The following is a 17065-nucleotide window of genomic DNA, read 5'->3' on the forward strand; positions in this document are numbered from 1 at the left end:
CGCGAAACTACGGTCGCCCCGGCGCGCCGGGAAGGGGGTGTCCCTGATGAATCGATGAAAGCTTGTGATGGATGTCAGAGGACGCGATTGCGCTCGACCGTCAGATGCGGATAGGCGCTGCCGTCCGATTGTGTCAGATCGCCCGAAACTTTCTTTTCCCAAGCATAACCGAACACCGCCCCGTCCTTCATCGCTTCGAAGATGTTGTCGGTGATCACCGCCGTTCCCGCACCATCCGCCACCGACACCGCGCAGCCAACGGCCGATTGCCGGATGACGTTTCCGGTGACCACCAGATTGCGCAAGTATGGTCCCCAGCCGAGTTGCAGTGCCCAATAGGGCGCGCCCTCGATGACGTTGCCCGAGATGACCGTATCCGCCTCGGCGGCGATGCCGGTGCCGAAAGCGACGTCGGGCTTATAGGGACCCTTGAGCGTCAGGTTGCGCACCACGTTGCCGGTGACGCTGACCAGCCGGCCGCCCTCGTTGAAATTGGCGATCGAGATGCCGTTCGCCGCGCCATCGACGAGATTGCCGGACACGACGGCGCCCTGAAACGCGAATTCGACGTAGATGGCCGTTTCGCCGGAGCGTAGGCACTGGTTGTTGCTGATCTGCACGTTGTCGCCGGAATTGGCGCGGACCGCGGTGAAGGCGCAGTCGGAAATATGATTGTTGGTGATCATCACCCCGCCGGCCCGGAACACGTTGATGCCGTTGCCGTTCTCGCCGGTTCCGCCGTCATCGGCGCGGATGCGGCTGATCCGGTTGCCCGTCACAACGCTATTGTCCTCGCCCTTGTCGTAGCGGTGCACGAGAATGCCGCCATTGCCGCAATCGCTGACGGTATTGCCGTCGATAGCCAGCCCCGTCGAATTGACGGCGAAGATGCCTGCCTGCCCGGCACCGGAAAAGCGTGAGCGCTCGACCCGCCCGGCGCAACCTTCCAGTCTCAGGCCATGCTTGGCCTCGCCGCGGAATTCGCAATTGTCGATCGAGAGCGCGCTGATCCCGGTCAGCTGCACCATCCCGCCGTTCAGCTCGCCGCTGGTGCCGCCGTCGCTCTCGATGACGATGCCTGACAGTTCGATGCGCGCGGCACCCGCGGTTGAATTCACCGATCCCCGGTGCAGGATGCGTGAGGCGCCGGATACGCCTGTTATCCGCGTCCCGTCAGGCAGCGTCAGGTTTGCCGCCTTGTAGGTGCCGGGCGGCAGGTAGAGCGGTGTGCCGCTTCTCGCCGCTTCATCGATCATCGCCTGCAGGCTGCCCTTCGGTAGGCTTGAGGCGTCGAGCGCGCCGCGCAGCGCTGGTGCTTTGCTGGCCGCCAAGGCGCGGCTTGCGGAAATCAGGGCAAGGCTCGATACGAAGAGCCCAAGTATAGCCCGGCGGTTGTACATGTCAGACCTTTCGCGCGTTGCCCCTGAAACAGATATCGGCGCATTGGCGCATGCCTGCTTTTGGCACAAAAACCTTGCGCTGTAGTAACCGGGGCGCCGAATGCCAAACTCTTGCGGGTAATTATTTGGCGCCCGTTCACCTTTCCATTTAAGCAAGCCGAAGGAAATCCCGGTTAGCTTGGCCATAGTTTCAATTGTCACTTTTCAAGCGCACCGGCGCCAGGCCGGCCGGAGTGTCGTCATGAATGAAATGAGTGCCACGCAATGGCAGTCTGACGGCGAGCTGGCAGAAGAGACAAGGCGCCTGGTCGCTGCGACGGAAACCATGATGGCCGCCAACGCACGCCATCACTCCGATGGCATCGAGAACCTGCGTCTCAAGGCGATCGTCCACGAGCTCCCCGATTTTCTCTACGTCAAGGATCGCGACAGCCGTTTCGTCTTTGCCAATGCAGTCGTTGCCCGCAGCCACAATTTCGACAATGCCGCCGACATCGCCGACAAGCGCGACTTCGATCTCTTCGATTTCGATCTCGCCCGCAAATACTTCGATGTCGAGCAGGAGATCATGTCGACGGGCGTCCCGGCGCTGGACATGGAGGAAATCATTCCCGTGGCCGGCGGCAAGCCCATGTGCCGCCTGACCTCGAAGATTCCGCTGCGCAACGACCGCGGCGAGGTCGTCGGTCTGATCGGCGTCTCGCGCGATATTACTGAGCGCAAGCGCCAGGAAGACCTCCGCCGCGGCCAGTCGGCGCTCCTGGAAATGATCGCCCGCAACGAGCCGCTGGAAATGATCCTGGAAGCACTGGTGCTGCTGGTCGAGGCGGAGCTTGACGGGATTGCCGGCTCGATCCTGCTTCTCGATCGTGACGGTACGCGTCTCCTGCATGGTGCTGCACCCAGCATGCCCGGCGCCTATAGCAGGCTGATCGACGGCACCCCGATCGGCCCCAAGGTCGGCTCCTGCGGCACGGCCGCCTGGCGCGGCAAGCCGGTCATCGTCTCCGATGTGACCATTGATCCGCTCTGGGAGGATTTCCGTGGCGTGGCCGCCGAATTCGGTCTTCGTTCCTGCTGGTCGGCGCCGGTCCTGACCTCGCAGAACAATGTGCTCGGCACCTTCGCACTCTATTCGAACACCGTCCGCGAGCCGACCGCCCACGAAATGGAGATGGTGGCGCTCGCCACCCACATCGCCGGCATCGCCATCGAGCGCAAGCGCGGCGACGAACGCATCTATTTCATGGCCCACCACGACGATCTGACCGGCCTGCCGAACCGTGCCTTTCTGAAGGAGCGCATGGCCAAGACGCTGTTTCAGGCCGGGCGCAACAACCGCAAGGTCACCGTCGCCTATATCGACCTCGATAATTTCAAGGACATCAACGATAGCCGCGGCCATGCCGCAGGCGACGAGGTGCTGAAGGAGCTGGCCGCGCGCATGGCCAATTGCGTCCGCGCCTCCGACATGGTTGTCCGCCTCGGCGGCGACGAATTCCTTGTCGTGCTCGTCCACCAGTCCAGCCACGACGCCGGTATCCTGCGCCGCCTTCGGGAGTTGCAGAAAGCGATCACCCGGCCGGTATCGCTGGATGGCGAGGAGCTACTGGTCACCAGCAGCATCGGTGTGGCAGCCTTTCCCTCAGGCGGCAGTACGCCGGAAGAGCTGCTCGCCAATGCCGATCAGGCGATGTACCGCGCCAAGGAACTTGGCCGCAACACGCTGCAATATCATAGCGGCGACGGTGAAAACGCCGTCGATATTCCGCTCAGCGAAGAAGAGGAGCTGCGCCAGGCGATCGTCGGCGATCAGCTGCGTCTGCATTATCAGCTGCAGGTCGAGGTCGCCTCCGGCCGAACCGCCGGGCTGGAGGCGCTGGTGCGCTGGCAGCATCCGCAGCGCGGCTTGGTGCCGCCCGGCAATTTCATCCCGCTCGCCGAAGAAACCGGGCTGATCATCCAGCTTGGTCTCTGGGTTCTGAACGAGGCCTGCCGCCAGGCCCGCGACTGGCAGGATCAGGGGTTGAACCCGGTCACCGTCGCCGTCAACGTTTCTGCCAGGCAGTTCGCTGATCCCGACTTTGCCTGCCATGTCCATGAGGCGCTGGAGCGCCACCGCCTCGATCCGCGCTGGCTGGAGCTCGAACTAACGGAGAGCACCGTCATGCAGGATGTCGACAAGGCACTCGGCATCATGGCGCGCCTGCACCGGCTGGGCGTACGCCTGTCGATCGACGATTTCGGCTCCGGCTATTCCAGCCTCGCGGCCTTGAAGACCTTCCCCTTCGACCGCCTGAAGATGGACCGCTCGCTGGTGGAAGCGCTCCCGGCCGACAAGACCGCCGTCGCCATTGCCTCCGCCGTCATCTCGCTCGCCAAGACCCTGAAGCTCACGGTTGTCGCCGAAGGTGTCGAAAGCGACGCCCAGCTGGAATTCCTGCGCTGGGCGAAGTGCGAGGAGGCCCAGGGCTACAGGTTTGCCAAGCCGCTGCCTGTCGATGAGGTGGTGAAGCTCTTGAAATAGGCGGCATGCGGCCAATTTCTGGCTGCCTCTGGCTCTTCGCATCATTCCCGCTATCTTCAAGCGGATGATGCGACCCGACGCCTTGCTGTATCCGGCCCCCGAAGGCCTTTTCTGCCCGGAGGGCGGATTCTATATCGATCCTGTCCGGCCGGTCGATCGGGCGCTTGTCACCCACGGACATTCCGATCACGCCCGGCCCGGCCACCGCCATGTGCTGGCGACGCGCCAGACGCTCGATATCATGCGGCTGCGCTATGGCGACGATTTCGCCAGCAGTGAACAGGCCGCCGCCTTCGGCGAGGAGATCGATGTCAACGGCGTCAAGGTCAGCTTCCATCCGGCCGGGCATGTGCTCGGATCGGCGCAGATCGCCGTCGAGAAGAATGGCACCCGCATCGTTGCCTCCGGCGACTACAAGCGCCGCCCGGACCCGACCTGCGCGCCCTATGAGCCGGTGCCTTGCGATGTCTTCATCACCGAGGCGACCTTCGGCCTGCCGGTCTTCCACCACCCGGACCCGATGGACGAGATCCGCAAGGTCTTCGCCTCGCTCCGCCAGTTTCCGGAACGCACCCATCTGATCGGCGCCTATGCGCTCGGCAAGGCGCAGCGCGTCATCCGCCTGTTGCGCGACGCCGGCTACGACCAGCCGATCTATATCCACGGCGCCATGGAACGGCTCTGCGACTACTATCAGGGGCAGGGGGTCGACCTCGGGGAACTGCTGCCCGCCACCGTCGAAGGCCGCGACAAGTCCGCCTTCAAGGGCGCCATCGTCGTCGGCCCGTCGTCGGCCTTCGCCGACCGCTGGGCGCGCCGCTTCCACGAACCGCTTCCCGCCTTCGCGTCGGGCTGGATGATGGTGCGCCAGCGCGCCAAGCAGAACGGCGTCGAACTGCCGCTCGTCATCTCCGACCATTGCGACTGGCCGGAACTGACCGAAACGATCACAGAGCTGCACCCTGCGGAAGTCTGGGTGACGCATGGGCGCGAGGAGGCGCTGGTGCGCTGGTGCGAGTTGCAGGGCGTGAAAGCCCGGCCGCTGCATCTGGTGGGCTATGAGGATGAGGGGGATTGATGGGGGAGTTTATGTCCGCCGGCCATTGCGCCCCGCCAGCCCCCCTCTGCCCTGCCGGGCATCTCCCCCACAGGTGGGGAGATTGGCTGGGCGCAGCCGCTCGCTCGAACCCTAATTGCTTTGGGAGGCCGTTACCACGAGTCGATCTCCCCCCTTGTGGGGGAGATGCCCGGCAGGGCAGAGGGGGGTACCACACCCGCAACGCCGGCGAGGCCCACCCATGAAACCCTTCGCCGACCTCCTCGACCGTCTGGTCCTCACGCCCAGCCGCAACGGCAAGCTCAAACTCCTCACCGATTACTTCCGCGACACGCCCGATCCCGACCGCGGCTACGGCCTTGCCGCCATCGCCGGTACGCTGGAGGTTCGCAACGTCAAGCCCGCCATGCTCCGCGAACTGGTGCTGGAGCGCATGGACGAGGTGCTTTTCCGCTATTCCTACGACTATGTTGGCGATCTCGCCGAAACCATTTCTCTCGTCTGGGACAACGAAAAGGACATCGAACGCTCCGCGCTCGCCCAGCCGCATCTCGGCGAGGTGATCAGCCAGATGAATGCGCTCGGCCGCACCGAGGTCCGCAGCTATGTCCGCGATCTCCTCGACCGGCTGGACTCGTCCGGCCGCTTCGCCTTCATCAAGCTCGCCACCGGCGCGCTACGCATCGGCGTCTCCGCCCGCCTCGCCAAACAGGCGCTCGCCGAACTCGGGGCAAAGGACGTCACCGAGATCGAGACGCTCTGGCATGGTCTGGAGCCACCCTACGAGTCCCTTTTCGAATGGCTGGAAGGCAGGGGCGGCAAGCCGATCCTGGCAACGCCGGCGATCTTCCATTCCGTCATGCTCGCCAATCCCGTCGAAGAAGGCGACCTCGCCAATCTCGACCCCAAGCATTACGCCGCGGAATGGAAATGGGACGGCATCCGCGTCCAGCTGTCGCGTGCCGGCGACACGCGAAAGATCTATTCCCGCTCCGGCGACGATATCTCTGGCGCCTTTCCCGATATTCTGGACGCGATCAGCTTCAACGGCGTCGTCGATGGCGAGCTCCTGGTCGGCGGCACGGCGCGTTCGAACAATCCCACCCGCACCTTCTCCGACCTGCAGCAGCGGCTGAACCGCAAGACCGTCTCTGGCAAGATGCTGGAGGAATACCCGGCCTTCATCCGCGCCTACGATTTGCTTTTCGACGGCGAGGAGGATGTGCGTGGGAATATCTACACCGAGCGCCGGGATCGCCTCTCCGAGATCATCGAACAGGCGCCGCACGACCGGTTCGACCTCTCGCCTCTGGTCGATTTCACGACATGGGACGAGCTCGACGAGTTGCGCTCGACGCCGCCCGATCCCGTCATCGAAGGCGTGATGATCAAGCGCCGCGACAGCATCTATCAGGCTGGCCGCTTGAAGGGCCCCTGGTTCAAGTGGAAGCGCAATCCCTACAATGTCGATGCCGTGCTCATGTATGCGCAGCGCGGCCACGGCAAGCGCTCCAGCTATTATTCCGATTTCACCTTCGGCGTCTGGGCCGAGATGCCCGATGGCGAGCAGCTGGTACCCGTCGGCAAGGCCTATTTCGGCTTCACCGATCAGGAGCTCGAAGTGCTCGACAAGTTCGTGCGCAACAACACGACCGAACGTTTCGGCCCCGTCCGCGCCATGCGGGCCGACAAGGAGTTCGGCTTCGTCGTCGAGGTCGCCTTCGAGGGCATCAACCGCTCGACCCGCCACAAATCCGGCGTCGCCATGCGCTTCCCGCGTATCTCCCGCCTGCGTCCGGACAAGCCGAGCTACGAGGCCGACCGTCTGGAAACGCTGGTGGCGATGATCGATGCGAAGGCGGCCGAATAGCGGCTGTGCGCAAAATGCCGCAGGATCACATTTTCAACACAATGTGTATTGGCCGCAACAGAGTTTGCAGGCACATTTTGAGAGCCGGGTACATAGAGTGCTGAACAATGACCGATGATCAGAATGCCTTCTTCCGTCAGCGCCGCTCGGTTCTTGCGGGTCTTGCTGGAAGCCTGCTGCTGCCGGGGATGGCCCGCGCTTTCGATGTTCCCCTGAAACCGAAGCTGATTGCGCACGACTACGCCAAGGTCCGCACCCATTTCCGCACCAAGCTGCTGCAGAAGGGACCGGCCCCGGACAAATACGAGAACCTCGTTGCCCCCGCAGATGGCGATCAGATCTTCTACCGCTCGGGCGCCGGGAGCGAACTCGAGCTCGTCGCCTGGGTCAGCAAATACAAGCGCACCCGCCAGCCGAAACCGGCCGTGCTCTTCCTCCACGGCGGCAATGCCATGGGCATGGGCCACTGGAACCTGATGAAGCCATATATGGATGCCGGTTTTGTGGTGATGATGCCGTCGGTGCGCGGTGAGAACGGCCAGATGGGCAATTTCTCCGGCTTCTACGACGAGGTGGATGACGTGCTCGCCGCCGCCGATCGCATGGCGCATCTGCCGGGCGTCGATCAGAATCGCCTCTTCATCGCCGGCCACAGCATCGGCGGCACGCTGACCATGCTGGCTTCGATGTCCACCCACAAGTTCCGCGCCGCAGCCCCGATCTCGGGCAATCCGGATGCCTTCCGCTTCTTCAATCGCTATCCGCAGGACATCCGTTTCGACGACAGCAACGAGCGTGAATTCGAGGTTCGCACGGCGCTCTGCTATGCCGAAAGCTTCAAATGCCCGCTGCGCGTCATGCACGGCACCGAGGAAGACCACTTCAACGACCGCGCCGACCTGCTCGCCCGCCGCGCCCGCCGCGCCGGTATCCGCATTGAAACCGATACGGTGGCCGGCAACCACACCTCCGCACTCCCCGCCGAGATCGCCCAGAGCATCCATTTCTTCCAGGGCGTGGCGGCGTAAGGGCACCCCGACACCAGCTTCACGCCAGCCGCAAATGCCATCCTCCCGGCAGATATGTTTCTCTGCCGATTTCGATAAGGGTGGATTTATGGAATTCTTGCGCCGGGTGCTCCCTCTTGCCGGGCTTGCTGTTGCTGCCATGTCTCTTGCCGGCTGCAACGTGCTGATCCCCGATACCGGCGCAACCGATCCTGCCCGTTTCGTCCAGGAGACCGCGCCGGTCTTCTATCAGCCGGGCACCAATCCCAATCGCGTCCGCCCGATCGATGCGCCCGTGCCGCAGCGGCCCGGCGTTCCGGCGACGATCTACAATCAGAGCTACGGCATCCCCGGCCGCACCTTGGGCGCCACCGATCCGGGCGTTACTTACGGCATCCCAAGTGCTGCATCCAGCCGGACCTACGGCCTGCCGGTCAGCAATCCGGTCAGCGTCGCGATGTATGCCGAAAAGCGGGATGGCGATTTCCGGCTGCCGGCCATTCCCGTCAGCCGTGTCAGTTCCGAGTATCTGCGCCAGGAAGTCGACTATCCGAGCAACGAGAAGCCCGGGACCATCGTCGTCGACACCCGGACCAAACACCTCTATCTCATCGAGCCCAATGGCAAGGCCATGCGCTACGGCGTCGGTCTCGGCCGCGAGGGCTATGCCTGGTCGGGCCGCGGCGTGATCCAGTGGAAGCAGAAGTGGCCGCGCTGGACGCCGCCCGATGAAATGGTCCAGCGCCAGCCCGACGTGCGCTCCTTCTCCGCCGAGAATGGCGGCATGAATCCCGGCCTTGGCAATCCGCTCGGCGCCCGCGCCATGTATATCTTCCATGACGGCAAGGACACGCTCTACCGTATCCACGGCACGCCCGAATGGCAGTCGATCGGCAAGGCCACCTCGTCGGGCTGCGTGCGCATGCTGAACCAGGATGTCGTCGATCTCTACGACCGGGTTTCCGCCAAGGCTGAGATCGTTGTGATGTAGCAGCGCAACAGCGCCACCGATATCGTGCGCTCACTGCTGGACAAGACTTCGTGAAGCTATGGTTTATTTAGCTGGGGCCGATAGATTTCTGAGAGACGTTCATTGCGTCGAATGAATCAAACGGGGACCGGCCTGCCGTTACGGGCCGGTTCCGCGTCAGAAGGAAGTCCCTCCCAGGCCATGAGCTTCGAAAACCCCATTTCCCGCCGCAGCTTTCTGTCTTTCTCGGCATTGACCGCGGCCTCCGCGCTTGCCGGCTGCGCATCCACATCCAGCGCCCCGGGCGTTCAGCCCGTAGCCTTCCGCGTTCCCAGGCTCTTCCAGACGACGCCGGCTCCCACCGATGCCGAACTGGAAGTCATGTATGGCCCGATCGAAGACGGTGGCTTCCTGATCCCGCCGGTGCCTTACAAGCAGATCGATCCGCGCTTCTACCGCCAGCAGGTCATCGACCCCACCGGTCAGGCGCCGGGCACGATCGTCGTCGATACGCCCTCGCGCTTCCTCTATGTCGTCCAGCCGGGTGGCACGGCGATGCGCTACGGCGTCGGTATCGGCCGCGAGGGCTTTGCCTGGTCCGGCAACGGCGTCATCCAGTGGAAGCAGAAATGGCCGCGCTGGAAGCCACCGAATGAGATGGTCGCCCGCCAGCCGGAGCTCACCAAATATTCGATCGCCAATGGCGGTATGGAGCCGGGCCTCAAGAACCCGCTCGGCGCCCGCGCGCTCTACATCTTCTCCAATGGCGAAGATTCGCTCTACCGCCTGCACGGCAATCCCGACTGGCGTTCGATCGGCAAGGCCGTTTCGTCCGGCTGCGTCCGCCTGCTGAACCAGGACATCATCGACCTCTACGACCGGGTTCCCCAGAAGAGCCCGATCGTCGTCTGGCAGTAATGCTGGGGCGGGTTGCGCAAGCGGCAGTGACTGAAGCTTAAAAATGAAGCACTCCAAGCCAGCTTGGGGTGCTTTTTATTGGGCGAGCTGGGCTTAACGCATGCGAGGAGATGGCGTCTATCTAGCTTGCGGCCCCTCATCCCGCCTCTTGGGCACCTTCTCCCCGCTGGGGAGAAGAGAAATTTGCCGCAACGCCTGTTTCCCCTCTGCCCTCGGGGAAACGGTAGGATGAGGGGGCTCCAAGCAGCGCATCTCGCAATTTCGCTAGCGCCCTACCAATTTGAAATCCCTGTCATATCACCCAATTGTTACTTCGCGGCCCAAAGAAACTTGCCATCATGCGGCCGCGAATAAGAGGCGCCGGGATTCTAAGCCCTCGGTATCCAAGAGGAGTCTGCAATATGAAATTCAAAGCGATAGCGACGGCTGTCATGGTTGCCGGAATTGCGGCCACGGCGGTCTTCGCTCAGGACGGCACGCATGAAGCGCGTGAAGCCATGATGAAGAAGATCGGCGGTTCCGTCGGCGCCATGTCGGCCATTGCCAAGGGCGAGAAGCCCTACGATGCCGAAGCCATCAAGGCGGCGCTGACCACCATTTCGGAAACCGCCAAGGCCTTCCCCGATCAGTTCAAGCCCGGCACCGAGCAGGGCGACAAGGAAGCCAGCCCGAAGATCTGGGAGAACATGGCGGACTTCAAGGCGCGCGCCGACAAGCTCAGCACCGACGCCGATACGATCCTCGCCCAGCTTCCGGCAGATTCCGCCGGTGTCGGTGGTGCGCTGAAGACCCTCGGCGCCAATTGCGGCGGCTGTCATCAGGCCTACCGCCTGAAAGAATAGCGGTAGGTCTTTCCCGTCCTTGAAGCTTTCGGTCCGTTCCCGCCTTGCCGCGGGTGCGGGCCGGTTTATGTTTAGATGCAGTGATTGCGAAAAGGGGAGCGGCAGATGGTCCGCAGGTTCATCCGGTTCTTGCTCTGTCTGATCGGCGTCGCCGTTCTCGGTGGCGCCGCTTTCTATTTCATCACCGCCCCCAATCCGCTGCCCGAGAGCCACTGGGCCGGTCTCGGCGAAGCTGATCTCAAGAATGGCGAAATGGTCTTCTGGGCCGGCGGCTGCGTCAGCTGTCATGCAGCACCGGGCTCGCAGGGCGATGCCAAGCTGACGCTCGCGGGCGGTCTGGCACTGAAGAGCCCCTTCGGAACCTTCCACGTTCCCAATATCTCCCCGGATGAGAAGGCCGGGATCGGCACCTGGACGCTGGCGCAATTCGGCAACGCCATGAAGCGCGGCGTCGGCCCACAGGGCCAGCATCTCTATCCGTCCTTCCCCTACGGCTCCTATGCGCGCATCAGCGACAAGGACGTCGTCGACCTCTTCGGCTACATCAAGACCCTGCCGAAAAGCGAAAACGTCGCGCCGCCGCATGAACTGCCGTTCCTCTACAATATCCGCCTGGCGCTCGGCGGCTGGAAGTTCCTGTATTTCAACGATCAGCCCCGCGTCGTGCTCGCCAATGCCGACGACAAGCTGAGGCGCGGCCAATATCTCGTCGAGGGCCCCGGCCATTGCGGCGAATGCCACACCCCGCGCGACGCGCTGGGCGGCTTCAAGCCCGACATGTGGCTGGCAGGCGCCCCGAACCCCGAAGGCGAGGGACGCATTCCCAACATCACCCCGGGCGGCCAGGATGTCGGCAACTGGAGCGAGGCCGACATCGCCAACTACCTCGAAACCGGCTTCACCCCCGACTTCGACTCCGCCGGCGGCTCGATGACCGAAGTCCAGCAGAACATCGCGCATCTGCCGAAGAGCGACATCGAGGCGATCGCCGCCTATCTGAAGGCAGTGCCGAAGCGGTGATGCTTGCAAAAAATGCTAGCACCGCTTATCTTGCCACGAGATGAATGGGCGCCACAAACGGACATTGCAGTCAGTCTTTCGCGATCCGGTGTCCGGCTCGATCGTGTGGGATGACATCGAAAGCCTGTTGCTGGCTGCCGGTTGCGTCATTGTCGAAGGAAGCGGCTCGCGCGTGCGGTTCGAAAAGGACGGCAAACTGGCTTTCTTCCATCGCCCGCATCCGGAAAAGGAAGCCAAGCGCTACCAAGTGAGGGATGCCAGGCGCTTCCTGCGGTCTTTGGGAGTTGAGCCATGAATGTGATGAGTTACAAGGGTTATGCTGCGCGCATCGAATTCGATGCCGAAGATGAAATCTTCTTCGGCAATATCGCCGGAATTTCCGATGTCATCGGCTTCCATGCCAACACCGTCGAAGACCTGAAAAGCGCCTTTCACGAGGCCGTCGACGACTATCTCGAGACCTGCCGCAAGATCGGCAAGGAGCCGCAGAAGAGTTTCTCCGGCAAGATGATGTTCCGCGTCGATCCGGATGTGCACGCCCGCGCCGCAAGGGCGGCCGAATTGGCAGGCAAGAGCCTGAACCAGTGGGCGGAAGAGGTGTTGGCGAGCGCCGCGGATAAGTCTGCGGCGTGATTCTGTTATTGGACGTCAAGACGTGTCTCAACTTCCCTTGTTCTCGTGACGGGCACAGAAATTAGTGCAGTGAGACAGCACGCAGCCTACATCCCCAGCTGCCTCTCAATCGCCGCCTTGTCGATCACCGACCAGACTTCACGCACCTTTTCATCTTCGAACCGGTAGAACACGTTCTCCGCAAAGCTGAGGCGCCGGCCGTTGACCGGCAATCCCATGAATATCCCAACGGGCGTGCAATCGAAGGCAAGGCGGGCGGCAATATAAGGCGGATCGGCGGCGAGCAGTTCGATGGTGAAGCGAAGGTCGGGGATTTCGCGATAGTCGTTCTCCAGCATGGCGCGATAGCCGGCCACGCCGAACGGCCGGCCATTGTGTTGGGCATCGGGATGGACGAAGGCGTCGAGCTGCGGCCAATCCTGTGCATTCAGGCAGGCGATGTATTGGCGGTAAATCTCTTCCAGCTTGTCTTTTGTCACAGCGGTACCATTCCTTGTCTGCCGCCAACCCTCTCCAATCGAGTTAATCCGAAAGGAGTATAGCGGTTCCATATCTCTTCCGTGCGTGATGCTGCCCGGACGAGGTTGCAGGTGAATATACCGTCGCGCCATGGTTATATTTAAGTTTAAAAAGTATTATTCCATCCGGCGATAACAAATAAATGCCGCATTGCAGCACAATTGTTTCCGTGCTGCCCGATGCTTGCCGCCTTGGCGAGATCTCATCCGTGACTGACTGAAGAACGCTCTGGTCTTCTGTAAGAAAAGGATAGTTGAATGCACGGCATATCTGTCTCCCCGAATAATGATCTTGAAGCCGTCGCCCGCAAAGGCGGCAAGCTGCGCCGCATGGCGGTGCGCATCCCGACCTATCTTGCCGATGTCAGGGAGAACCCGGCCTGGCTGCCGATGTTCCTGCTGGCGCGCACCATTCCAGGCCGCCGCGCCCATTGGCTGACGGCAAGGCGCGTCAATGACGGGGAACAGGCGCTGCCGTCGATGTTCGAGGGAGCCGATGTGGAAACTGTCGTTGCCAGCCTCAGGGGCGAGGGGCTGTTCTCGGGGCTCGTGCTGCCGGAGGGCATTCATCGGCAGATCGCGCGCTTTGCTGCGGAGACGCCGTGCTTCGGCAATTTCGATCGCCGCATGGAATTCCTGGCGCCTGAGCACCGCGAGGCCGAGAGACGCTTCGGCCGCCCGCTGCTCAGCGGTCATCATTTCGAGCGGGCTCTCGATTGCGATGCCGTGCTTGCTGTCCAGCGCGATCCGCTGCTGTCGGCGGTCGCGAGGCGCTATCTCGGCGCCCAGGCGCAGCTCATTACCACCCGCATCTGGTGGAGCTTCCCGACCGAAGCCAGCGAAGCCGATCGCAGCCTCGCCTCGCTCGACAAATATCACTTTGATCTCGACGACTGGCGGATGCTGAAGTTCTTCTTCTATCTCGTCGATGTCGACGAGGGCACCGGCCCGCATGTCTATATCAGGGGCAGCCATAGAAGGCGTAGCGTCAGGCATCAGCTGACCCTTCTGGTCGGTCACCCTGCCGACGAAATCCTGGATTATTATGGCCACGACAGCGCCGTGACGCTGACCGGCAAGGCCGGGCAGGGCTTCGTCGAGGATCCCTTCGGCTTCCACATGGGCACGGTGCCTGTCACCGCGCCCCGGCTGATGATGGAGGTCGGCTTTGGCGTCTCCAAGCCATCCCGCCGCCGCTTCCACGGCGAGCCGGTGATCCGCTGAAACGCCTGAAGGCGCTCAGGCCAGCGCCTGCATATAGCGCATGCCGGTCACCGGGCGCGCTGTGAAATCCATGTACTGGTAGAAACGGTGGGCCTGGATATTGCCGGTCGCGGCGCTGACCGAAAGGTAGTCGCAGCCGGCACCCTTTGCCGTCTCGCGGGCGCGGTTGACGAGATGCTGCCCGATACCGTGGCCGCGATGGCCGTCGCGCACGAAGAGATGGTGCAGATCCATGCCGCGCTTGCCTTCCTGGGCACGATAGAGCGGGCAGAGGATCGCGTAGCCGATCAGACCTTCATCGGTTTCCGCCACCAGCGCGGTGATCCACGGCACGGTGCCGAACAGGTCACGCTCCAGCTGTTCCATCGTCGATGCCGAGGCATCGCCATGGTGGATGGCAAGCAGGTTGATCATGTCGTTGAGTTCGGGCAGATCGCGCGGCTTGGCCGTGCGGATGGTCACCACCGGCGGGCGGATCAGCGAAATTTCACTGTCTTCGATTTCAATCATGGCCTTCGCGTCCTTGTGTGTTTCTGCCGTCAGGACGCTGCTGATACAACAAAGCCGCCTGACGGCGGCTTGTTGACAATATGATCTGTCGGGCCGCCCTCTAGAGGTACAGCCAAAAGTACGAGCGGTTGATGTGCGCGTCCTGGATCATGGGATGATAGATTCTCCAGAACGGAAACTTTGTCAATGGCACTTCGGGCAGCCTTTGGAGGTATGCCTGAAATTAGCAGAAGGCATAGATCAGCCCGGCGATTGCCGCGATGCAGATCACCGTCAGCGCCCCGCGCTCGATCCGCCCGCTCATCGCGGCCACCATGCGGCAAGCGATGAAAGGCTGAAGATCAAGACGACAAGCGCCATGATCGCGCACCAGCCAAGGATCCGGCGGACGGCCGGTGGAGCGCGCAGCAGATAGGTTTTCAATCCGGCCGGAGGCCGCGCCATGGTTTCGGCGGACGTCACATCCGGCCGTTCGTTTTCCGTATTCGCCATATGGGCGACCTCGCAATGCCGCTCAATGTCAGCCGTTGCATCCCCATGAAAGCGCGCCGGAGTGGATGCTACACCGGCAACCCTGTTCTGGCTTTTGCATTTGACATGTCAGCGACGATAACCGCGCACCAGACGCTTCGCGAATTGCAGGAGCGCGCGTGGGGATGGTCAAGGCAAGTTTGACAAAAGCTATGGATGCAAAGGTCCTCGCAACGATCCCGCGACGGATTCTCTCACCAAGTGGCCCTGATGAAAAACGAGAAGATTTTTGTTACCCGACCCAGCTTGCCGCCACTGGAAGAATTCATTCCATCGCTGGAGAAGATATGGGACAGCAAGATCCTGACGAATGGCGGGCCGTTCCACCAGGAGCTTGAAGAGCGCCTCGCGGAACATCTTGGTGTCGGGTATGTGAGCCTGTTTGCCAACGGCACGATGGCCTTGCTGACCGCGCTTCAGGCATTGCGCATCACCGGCGAGGTGATCACGACCCCGTATTCGTTCGTCGCCACCTCGCACTCGCTTCTGTGGAACGGCATCCAGCCTGTCTTCGTCGATATCGACCCTGTCACGCTCAACATCGATCCGGCACGCATCGAAGGCGCCATCACCCAGCACACGACGGCGATCATGCCGGTTCATTGCTACGGCCATCCCTGCGATGTCGATGCGATCCAGCGCATCGCCGACAACTACAATCTCAAGGTCATCTATGATGCCGCCCATGCGTTCGGCGTCAAAGACCATCGCGGCAGCGTCCTGAACTATGGCGACCTTTCTGTCGTCAGCTTCCACGCGACCAAGGTCTTCAACACGTTCGAGGGCGGCGCCATCGTCTCTCCCGACGCCAAGACCAAGGCACGGATCGACAATCTGAAGAATTTCGGCCATGTCGGCGAAGTGACGGTCGTGGCACCCGGCACGAACGGAAAGATGAGCGAATTCAATGCAGCGCTCGGCGTTCTGCAGCTGAAATATGTCGATGTCGCAATCGAGGCCCGTTCCCGGATCGATGCCGCCTATCGCGAACAGCTTGCAGGCATCAAGGGTATCCGTTGCCTTGGCGCATCAACGGAAACGGTCGCCAACTATTCCTATTTCCCGATCCTCATCCGTCCGGATTTCCCGATGTCGCGTGATGATGTCTACGACCGGCTCAAGGATCTCGGCATTCATGCGCGGCGCTATTTCTACCCGCTGATCTCAAGCTATCCGATGTATCGTAGCCTGCCATCCGCCGGCACCGGCAATCTTCCGGTTGCGACGGAAGCTGCGTCCCAGGTGCTGTGCCTGCCGGTCTACCCGGATCTGGAAATGGCGACGGTGGAGAAGATCACCGATTTCCTGCGCTCGGCGTAACCGCTAGCCTCTGTCCAGCATCGCCTTCTCATGGTCGAGAAAGGTGCGGCTGCGTGGCTTCAGGGGGCGGGCCGGATTGCCGGCATAGATCATGAATGGGTCGAGGCTCTTGTTGACGAGTGTCATCGCGCCGGCAGCAGCGCCTTCGCCGATCGTCACGCCAGGAAGAACGACCGTGCCGGTGCCGATGATCGCATGGCGGCCGATCGTCACCCCCTTGGAAATGACGTTGGTGAAATCGGCAGGAACCGTCGGGTTGGTCAGCCATTCGCCGCTATAGTCGTCGCTTCGGGCATAGATCGAAACGCGTGCCGACAATCCGCTGAAGCTCTGCATGGTAATCCGCGCGTCACCCTTGCCGCCATGCAGAGTGCAGTGGCTGGCGATGTGGATATAGTCCTGCAGCACGATCTCGCCGCTGAGAATGGAGAAGTCGTCGATCCGCACGTGATCTCCGAGGCTGATCGCCGGGGCGCCATAGATGCGGGCAAATCTGCTGACCTTGCAGTTCTTGCCGAACGCTTTCAGGCCCAGCGCATGCAGCTCGTCATGTGACAAAAAGCTATCGGTCATCGCAAATACCCCCATCCCGATCGTCAGATCCAAATTGCCGTCATGTCTAACCGATTCGACGCGTGGCCGCGGCATACCCGTGGGATTTCACATTTTTGCATGACATTCGAATCGGCTAGTGTCGAAGCTGTAGGCCATGCAGCGC

The 17065-nt window shown here is 62.0% G+C and carries 17 protein-coding genes; 12 read left to right on the plus strand and 5 right to left on the minus strand.

Annotation, left to right across the window (positions count from 1 at the left end; all coding sequences use genetic code 11):
• Positions 1 to 74 precede the first annotated feature (74 nt).
• On the minus strand, positions 75 to 1400 hold the full coding sequence (locus AC1DNK_RS04430; protein WP_477939527.1) for a TIGR03808 family TAT-translocated repetitive protein: 1326 nt from the start codon (positions 1398 to 1400) through the stop codon (positions 75 to 77).
• A 241-nt stretch (positions 1401 to 1641) separates the two neighbouring features.
• On the opposite strand from AC1DNK_RS04430, the gene AC1DNK_RS04435 reads away from it, so the two are divergent.
• The 10 genes from AC1DNK_RS04435 (at position 1642) to AC1DNK_RS04480 (ending at position 12244) form a co-directional block, all read left to right on the plus strand.
• A complete protein-coding gene (locus AC1DNK_RS04435; protein ID WP_477939528.1) occupies positions 1642 to 3927 on the plus strand; it encodes a putative bifunctional diguanylate cyclase/phosphodiesterase in 2286 nt (761 codons plus the stop codon).
• A 67-nt stretch (positions 3928 to 3994) separates the two neighbouring features.
• A complete protein-coding gene (locus AC1DNK_RS04440) occupies positions 3995 to 5005 on the plus strand; it encodes a ligase-associated DNA damage response exonuclease (protein ID WP_477939882.1) in 1011 nt (336 codons plus the stop codon).
• 220 nt (positions 5006 to 5225) lie between these two features.
• On the plus strand, positions 5226 to 6854 hold the full coding sequence (locus AC1DNK_RS04445; protein WP_477939529.1) for a cisplatin damage response ATP-dependent DNA ligase: 1629 nt from the start codon (positions 5226 to 5228) through the stop codon (positions 6852 to 6854).
• Positions 6855 to 6961: 107 nt separating this feature from the next.
• Positions 6962 to 7882: an alpha/beta hydrolase family protein gene (locus AC1DNK_RS04450; RefSeq protein ID WP_112386364.1), complete on the plus strand. Its 921-nt coding sequence runs from the start codon at positions 6962 to 6964 to the stop codon at positions 7880 to 7882.
• Between the two features lie 88 nt (positions 7883 to 7970).
• Positions 7971 to 8852 carry a L,D-transpeptidase gene (locus AC1DNK_RS04455; RefSeq protein WP_477939531.1) on the plus strand — a complete coding sequence of 294 codons (882 nt, stop codon included), beginning with the start codon at positions 7971 to 7973 and terminating at the stop codon, positions 8850 to 8852.
• A gap of 180 nt (positions 8853 to 9032) precedes the next feature.
• A complete protein-coding gene (locus tag AC1DNK_RS04460; protein WP_112386362.1) occupies positions 9033 to 9749 on the plus strand; it encodes a L,D-transpeptidase in 717 nt (238 codons plus the stop codon).
• A gap of 401 nt (positions 9750 to 10150) precedes the next feature.
• On the plus strand, positions 10151 to 10591 hold the full coding sequence (locus AC1DNK_RS04465) for a c-type cytochrome (RefSeq protein WP_477939533.1): 441 nt from the start codon (positions 10151 to 10153) through the stop codon (positions 10589 to 10591).
• Between the two features lie 105 nt (positions 10592 to 10696).
• On the plus strand, positions 10697 to 11611 hold the full coding sequence (locus tag AC1DNK_RS04470; protein WP_477939535.1) for a c-type cytochrome: 915 nt from the start codon (positions 10697 to 10699) through the stop codon (positions 11609 to 11611).
• Positions 11612 to 11699: 88 nt separating this feature from the next.
• Positions 11700 to 11906: a type II toxin-antitoxin system HicA family toxin gene (locus AC1DNK_RS04475; RefSeq protein WP_477939536.1), complete on the plus strand. Its 207-nt coding sequence runs from the start codon at positions 11700 to 11702 to the stop codon at positions 11904 to 11906.
• Positions 11903 to 12244, plus strand: coding sequence for a type II toxin-antitoxin system HicB family antitoxin (locus AC1DNK_RS04480; protein WP_112389826.1), 342 nt, complete (start codon positions 11903 to 11905; stop codon positions 12242 to 12244). The genes AC1DNK_RS04475 and AC1DNK_RS04480 overlap by 4 nt, the downstream gene beginning before the upstream one ends.
• An 86-nt stretch (positions 12245 to 12330) precedes the next feature.
• Here the strand turns inward: AC1DNK_RS04480 and AC1DNK_RS04485 are convergent, their stop codons facing one another.
• Positions 12331 to 12723, minus strand: a complete 393-nt coding sequence (locus AC1DNK_RS04485) for an ester cyclase (RefSeq protein WP_477939538.1) — start codon at positions 12721 to 12723, stop codon at positions 12331 to 12333.
• Between the two features lie 297 nt (positions 12724 to 13020).
• On the opposite strand from AC1DNK_RS04485, the gene AC1DNK_RS04490 reads away from it, so the two are divergent.
• Entirely contained in the window at positions 13021 to 13986 is a 966-nt protein-coding gene (locus AC1DNK_RS04490; protein ID WP_477939540.1) for a phytanoyl-CoA dioxygenase family protein, read from the plus strand.
• Between the two features lie 15 nt (positions 13987 to 14001).
• Here the strand turns inward: AC1DNK_RS04490 and AC1DNK_RS04495 are convergent, their stop codons facing one another.
• Positions 14002 to 14496, minus strand: a complete 495-nt coding sequence (locus AC1DNK_RS04495) for a GNAT family N-acetyltransferase (protein WP_112389829.1) — start codon at positions 14494 to 14496, stop codon at positions 14002 to 14004.
• A 300-nt stretch (positions 14497 to 14796) separates the two neighbouring features.
• The gene (locus AC1DNK_RS04500) at positions 14797 to 14988 is read right to left on the minus strand and encodes a hypothetical protein (protein WP_477939542.1); all 192 of its coding nucleotides are present in this window, start codon (positions 14986 to 14988) and stop codon (positions 14797 to 14799) included.
• Between the two features lie 249 nt (positions 14989 to 15237).
• Here AC1DNK_RS04500 and AC1DNK_RS04505 point away from each other — a divergent pair, with 249 nt between their 5' ends.
• Positions 15238 to 16347, plus strand: coding sequence for a DegT/DnrJ/EryC1/StrS family aminotransferase (locus AC1DNK_RS04505; RefSeq protein ID WP_477939543.1), 1110 nt, complete (start codon positions 15238 to 15240; stop codon positions 16345 to 16347).
• 3 nt (positions 16348 to 16350) lie between these two features.
• On the opposite strand, the gene AC1DNK_RS04510 is transcribed toward AC1DNK_RS04505, so the two are convergent.
• Positions 16351 to 16920, minus strand: coding sequence for an acyltransferase (locus tag AC1DNK_RS04510; protein ID WP_477939545.1), 570 nt, complete (start codon positions 16918 to 16920; stop codon positions 16351 to 16353).
• Positions 16921 to 17065 lie beyond the last annotated feature (145 nt).

It is taken from the genome of Rhizobium sp. 01N424, assembly GCF_056399485.1.

Excerpts from the sequence above, each read along its gene's own strand:
- AC1DNK_RS04430 (WP_477939527.1), bottom strand. The coding sequence starts at position 1,400 with ATGTACAACCGCCGGGCTATACTTGGGCTCTTCGTATCGAGCCTTGCC.
- AC1DNK_RS04435 (WP_477939528.1), top strand. The coding sequence starts at position 1,642 with ATGAATGAAATGAGTGCCACGCAATGGCAGTCTGACGGCGAGCTGGCA.
- AC1DNK_RS04440 (WP_477939882.1), top strand. The coding sequence starts at position 3,995 with ATGCGACCCGACGCCTTGCTGTATCCGGCCCCCGAAGGCCTTTTCTGC.
- AC1DNK_RS04445 (WP_477939529.1), top strand. The coding sequence starts at position 5,226 with ATGAAACCCTTCGCCGACCTCCTCGACCGTCTGGTCCTCACGCCCAGC.
- AC1DNK_RS04450 (WP_112386364.1), top strand. The coding sequence starts at position 6,962 with ATGACCGATGATCAGAATGCCTTCTTCCGTCAGCGCCGCTCGGTTCTT.
- AC1DNK_RS04455 (WP_477939531.1), top strand. The coding sequence starts at position 7,971 with ATGGAATTCTTGCGCCGGGTGCTCCCTCTTGCCGGGCTTGCTGTTGCT.
- AC1DNK_RS04460 (WP_112386362.1), top strand. The coding sequence starts at position 9,033 with ATGAGCTTCGAAAACCCCATTTCCCGCCGCAGCTTTCTGTCTTTCTCG.
- AC1DNK_RS04465 (WP_477939533.1), top strand. The coding sequence starts at position 10,151 with ATGAAATTCAAAGCGATAGCGACGGCTGTCATGGTTGCCGGAATTGCG.
- AC1DNK_RS04470 (WP_477939535.1), top strand. The coding sequence starts at position 10,697 with ATGGTCCGCAGGTTCATCCGGTTCTTGCTCTGTCTGATCGGCGTCGCC.
- AC1DNK_RS04480 (WP_112389826.1), top strand. The coding sequence starts at position 11,903 with ATGAATGTGATGAGTTACAAGGGTTATGCTGCGCGCATCGAATTCGAT.
- AC1DNK_RS04490 (WP_477939540.1), top strand. The coding sequence starts at position 13,021 with ATGCACGGCATATCTGTCTCCCCGAATAATGATCTTGAAGCCGTCGCC.
- AC1DNK_RS04495 (WP_112389829.1), bottom strand. The coding sequence starts at position 14,496 with ATGATTGAAATCGAAGACAGTGAAATTTCGCTGATCCGCCCGCCGGTG.
- AC1DNK_RS04500 (WP_477939542.1), bottom strand. The coding sequence starts at position 14,988 with ATGGCGAATACGGAAAACGAACGGCCGGATGTGACGTCCGCCGAAACC.
- AC1DNK_RS04505 (WP_477939543.1), top strand. The coding sequence starts at position 15,238 with ATGAAAAACGAGAAGATTTTTGTTACCCGACCCAGCTTGCCGCCACTG.
- AC1DNK_RS04510 (WP_477939545.1), bottom strand. The coding sequence starts at position 16,920 with ATGACCGATAGCTTTTTGTCACATGACGAGCTGCATGCGCTGGGCCTG.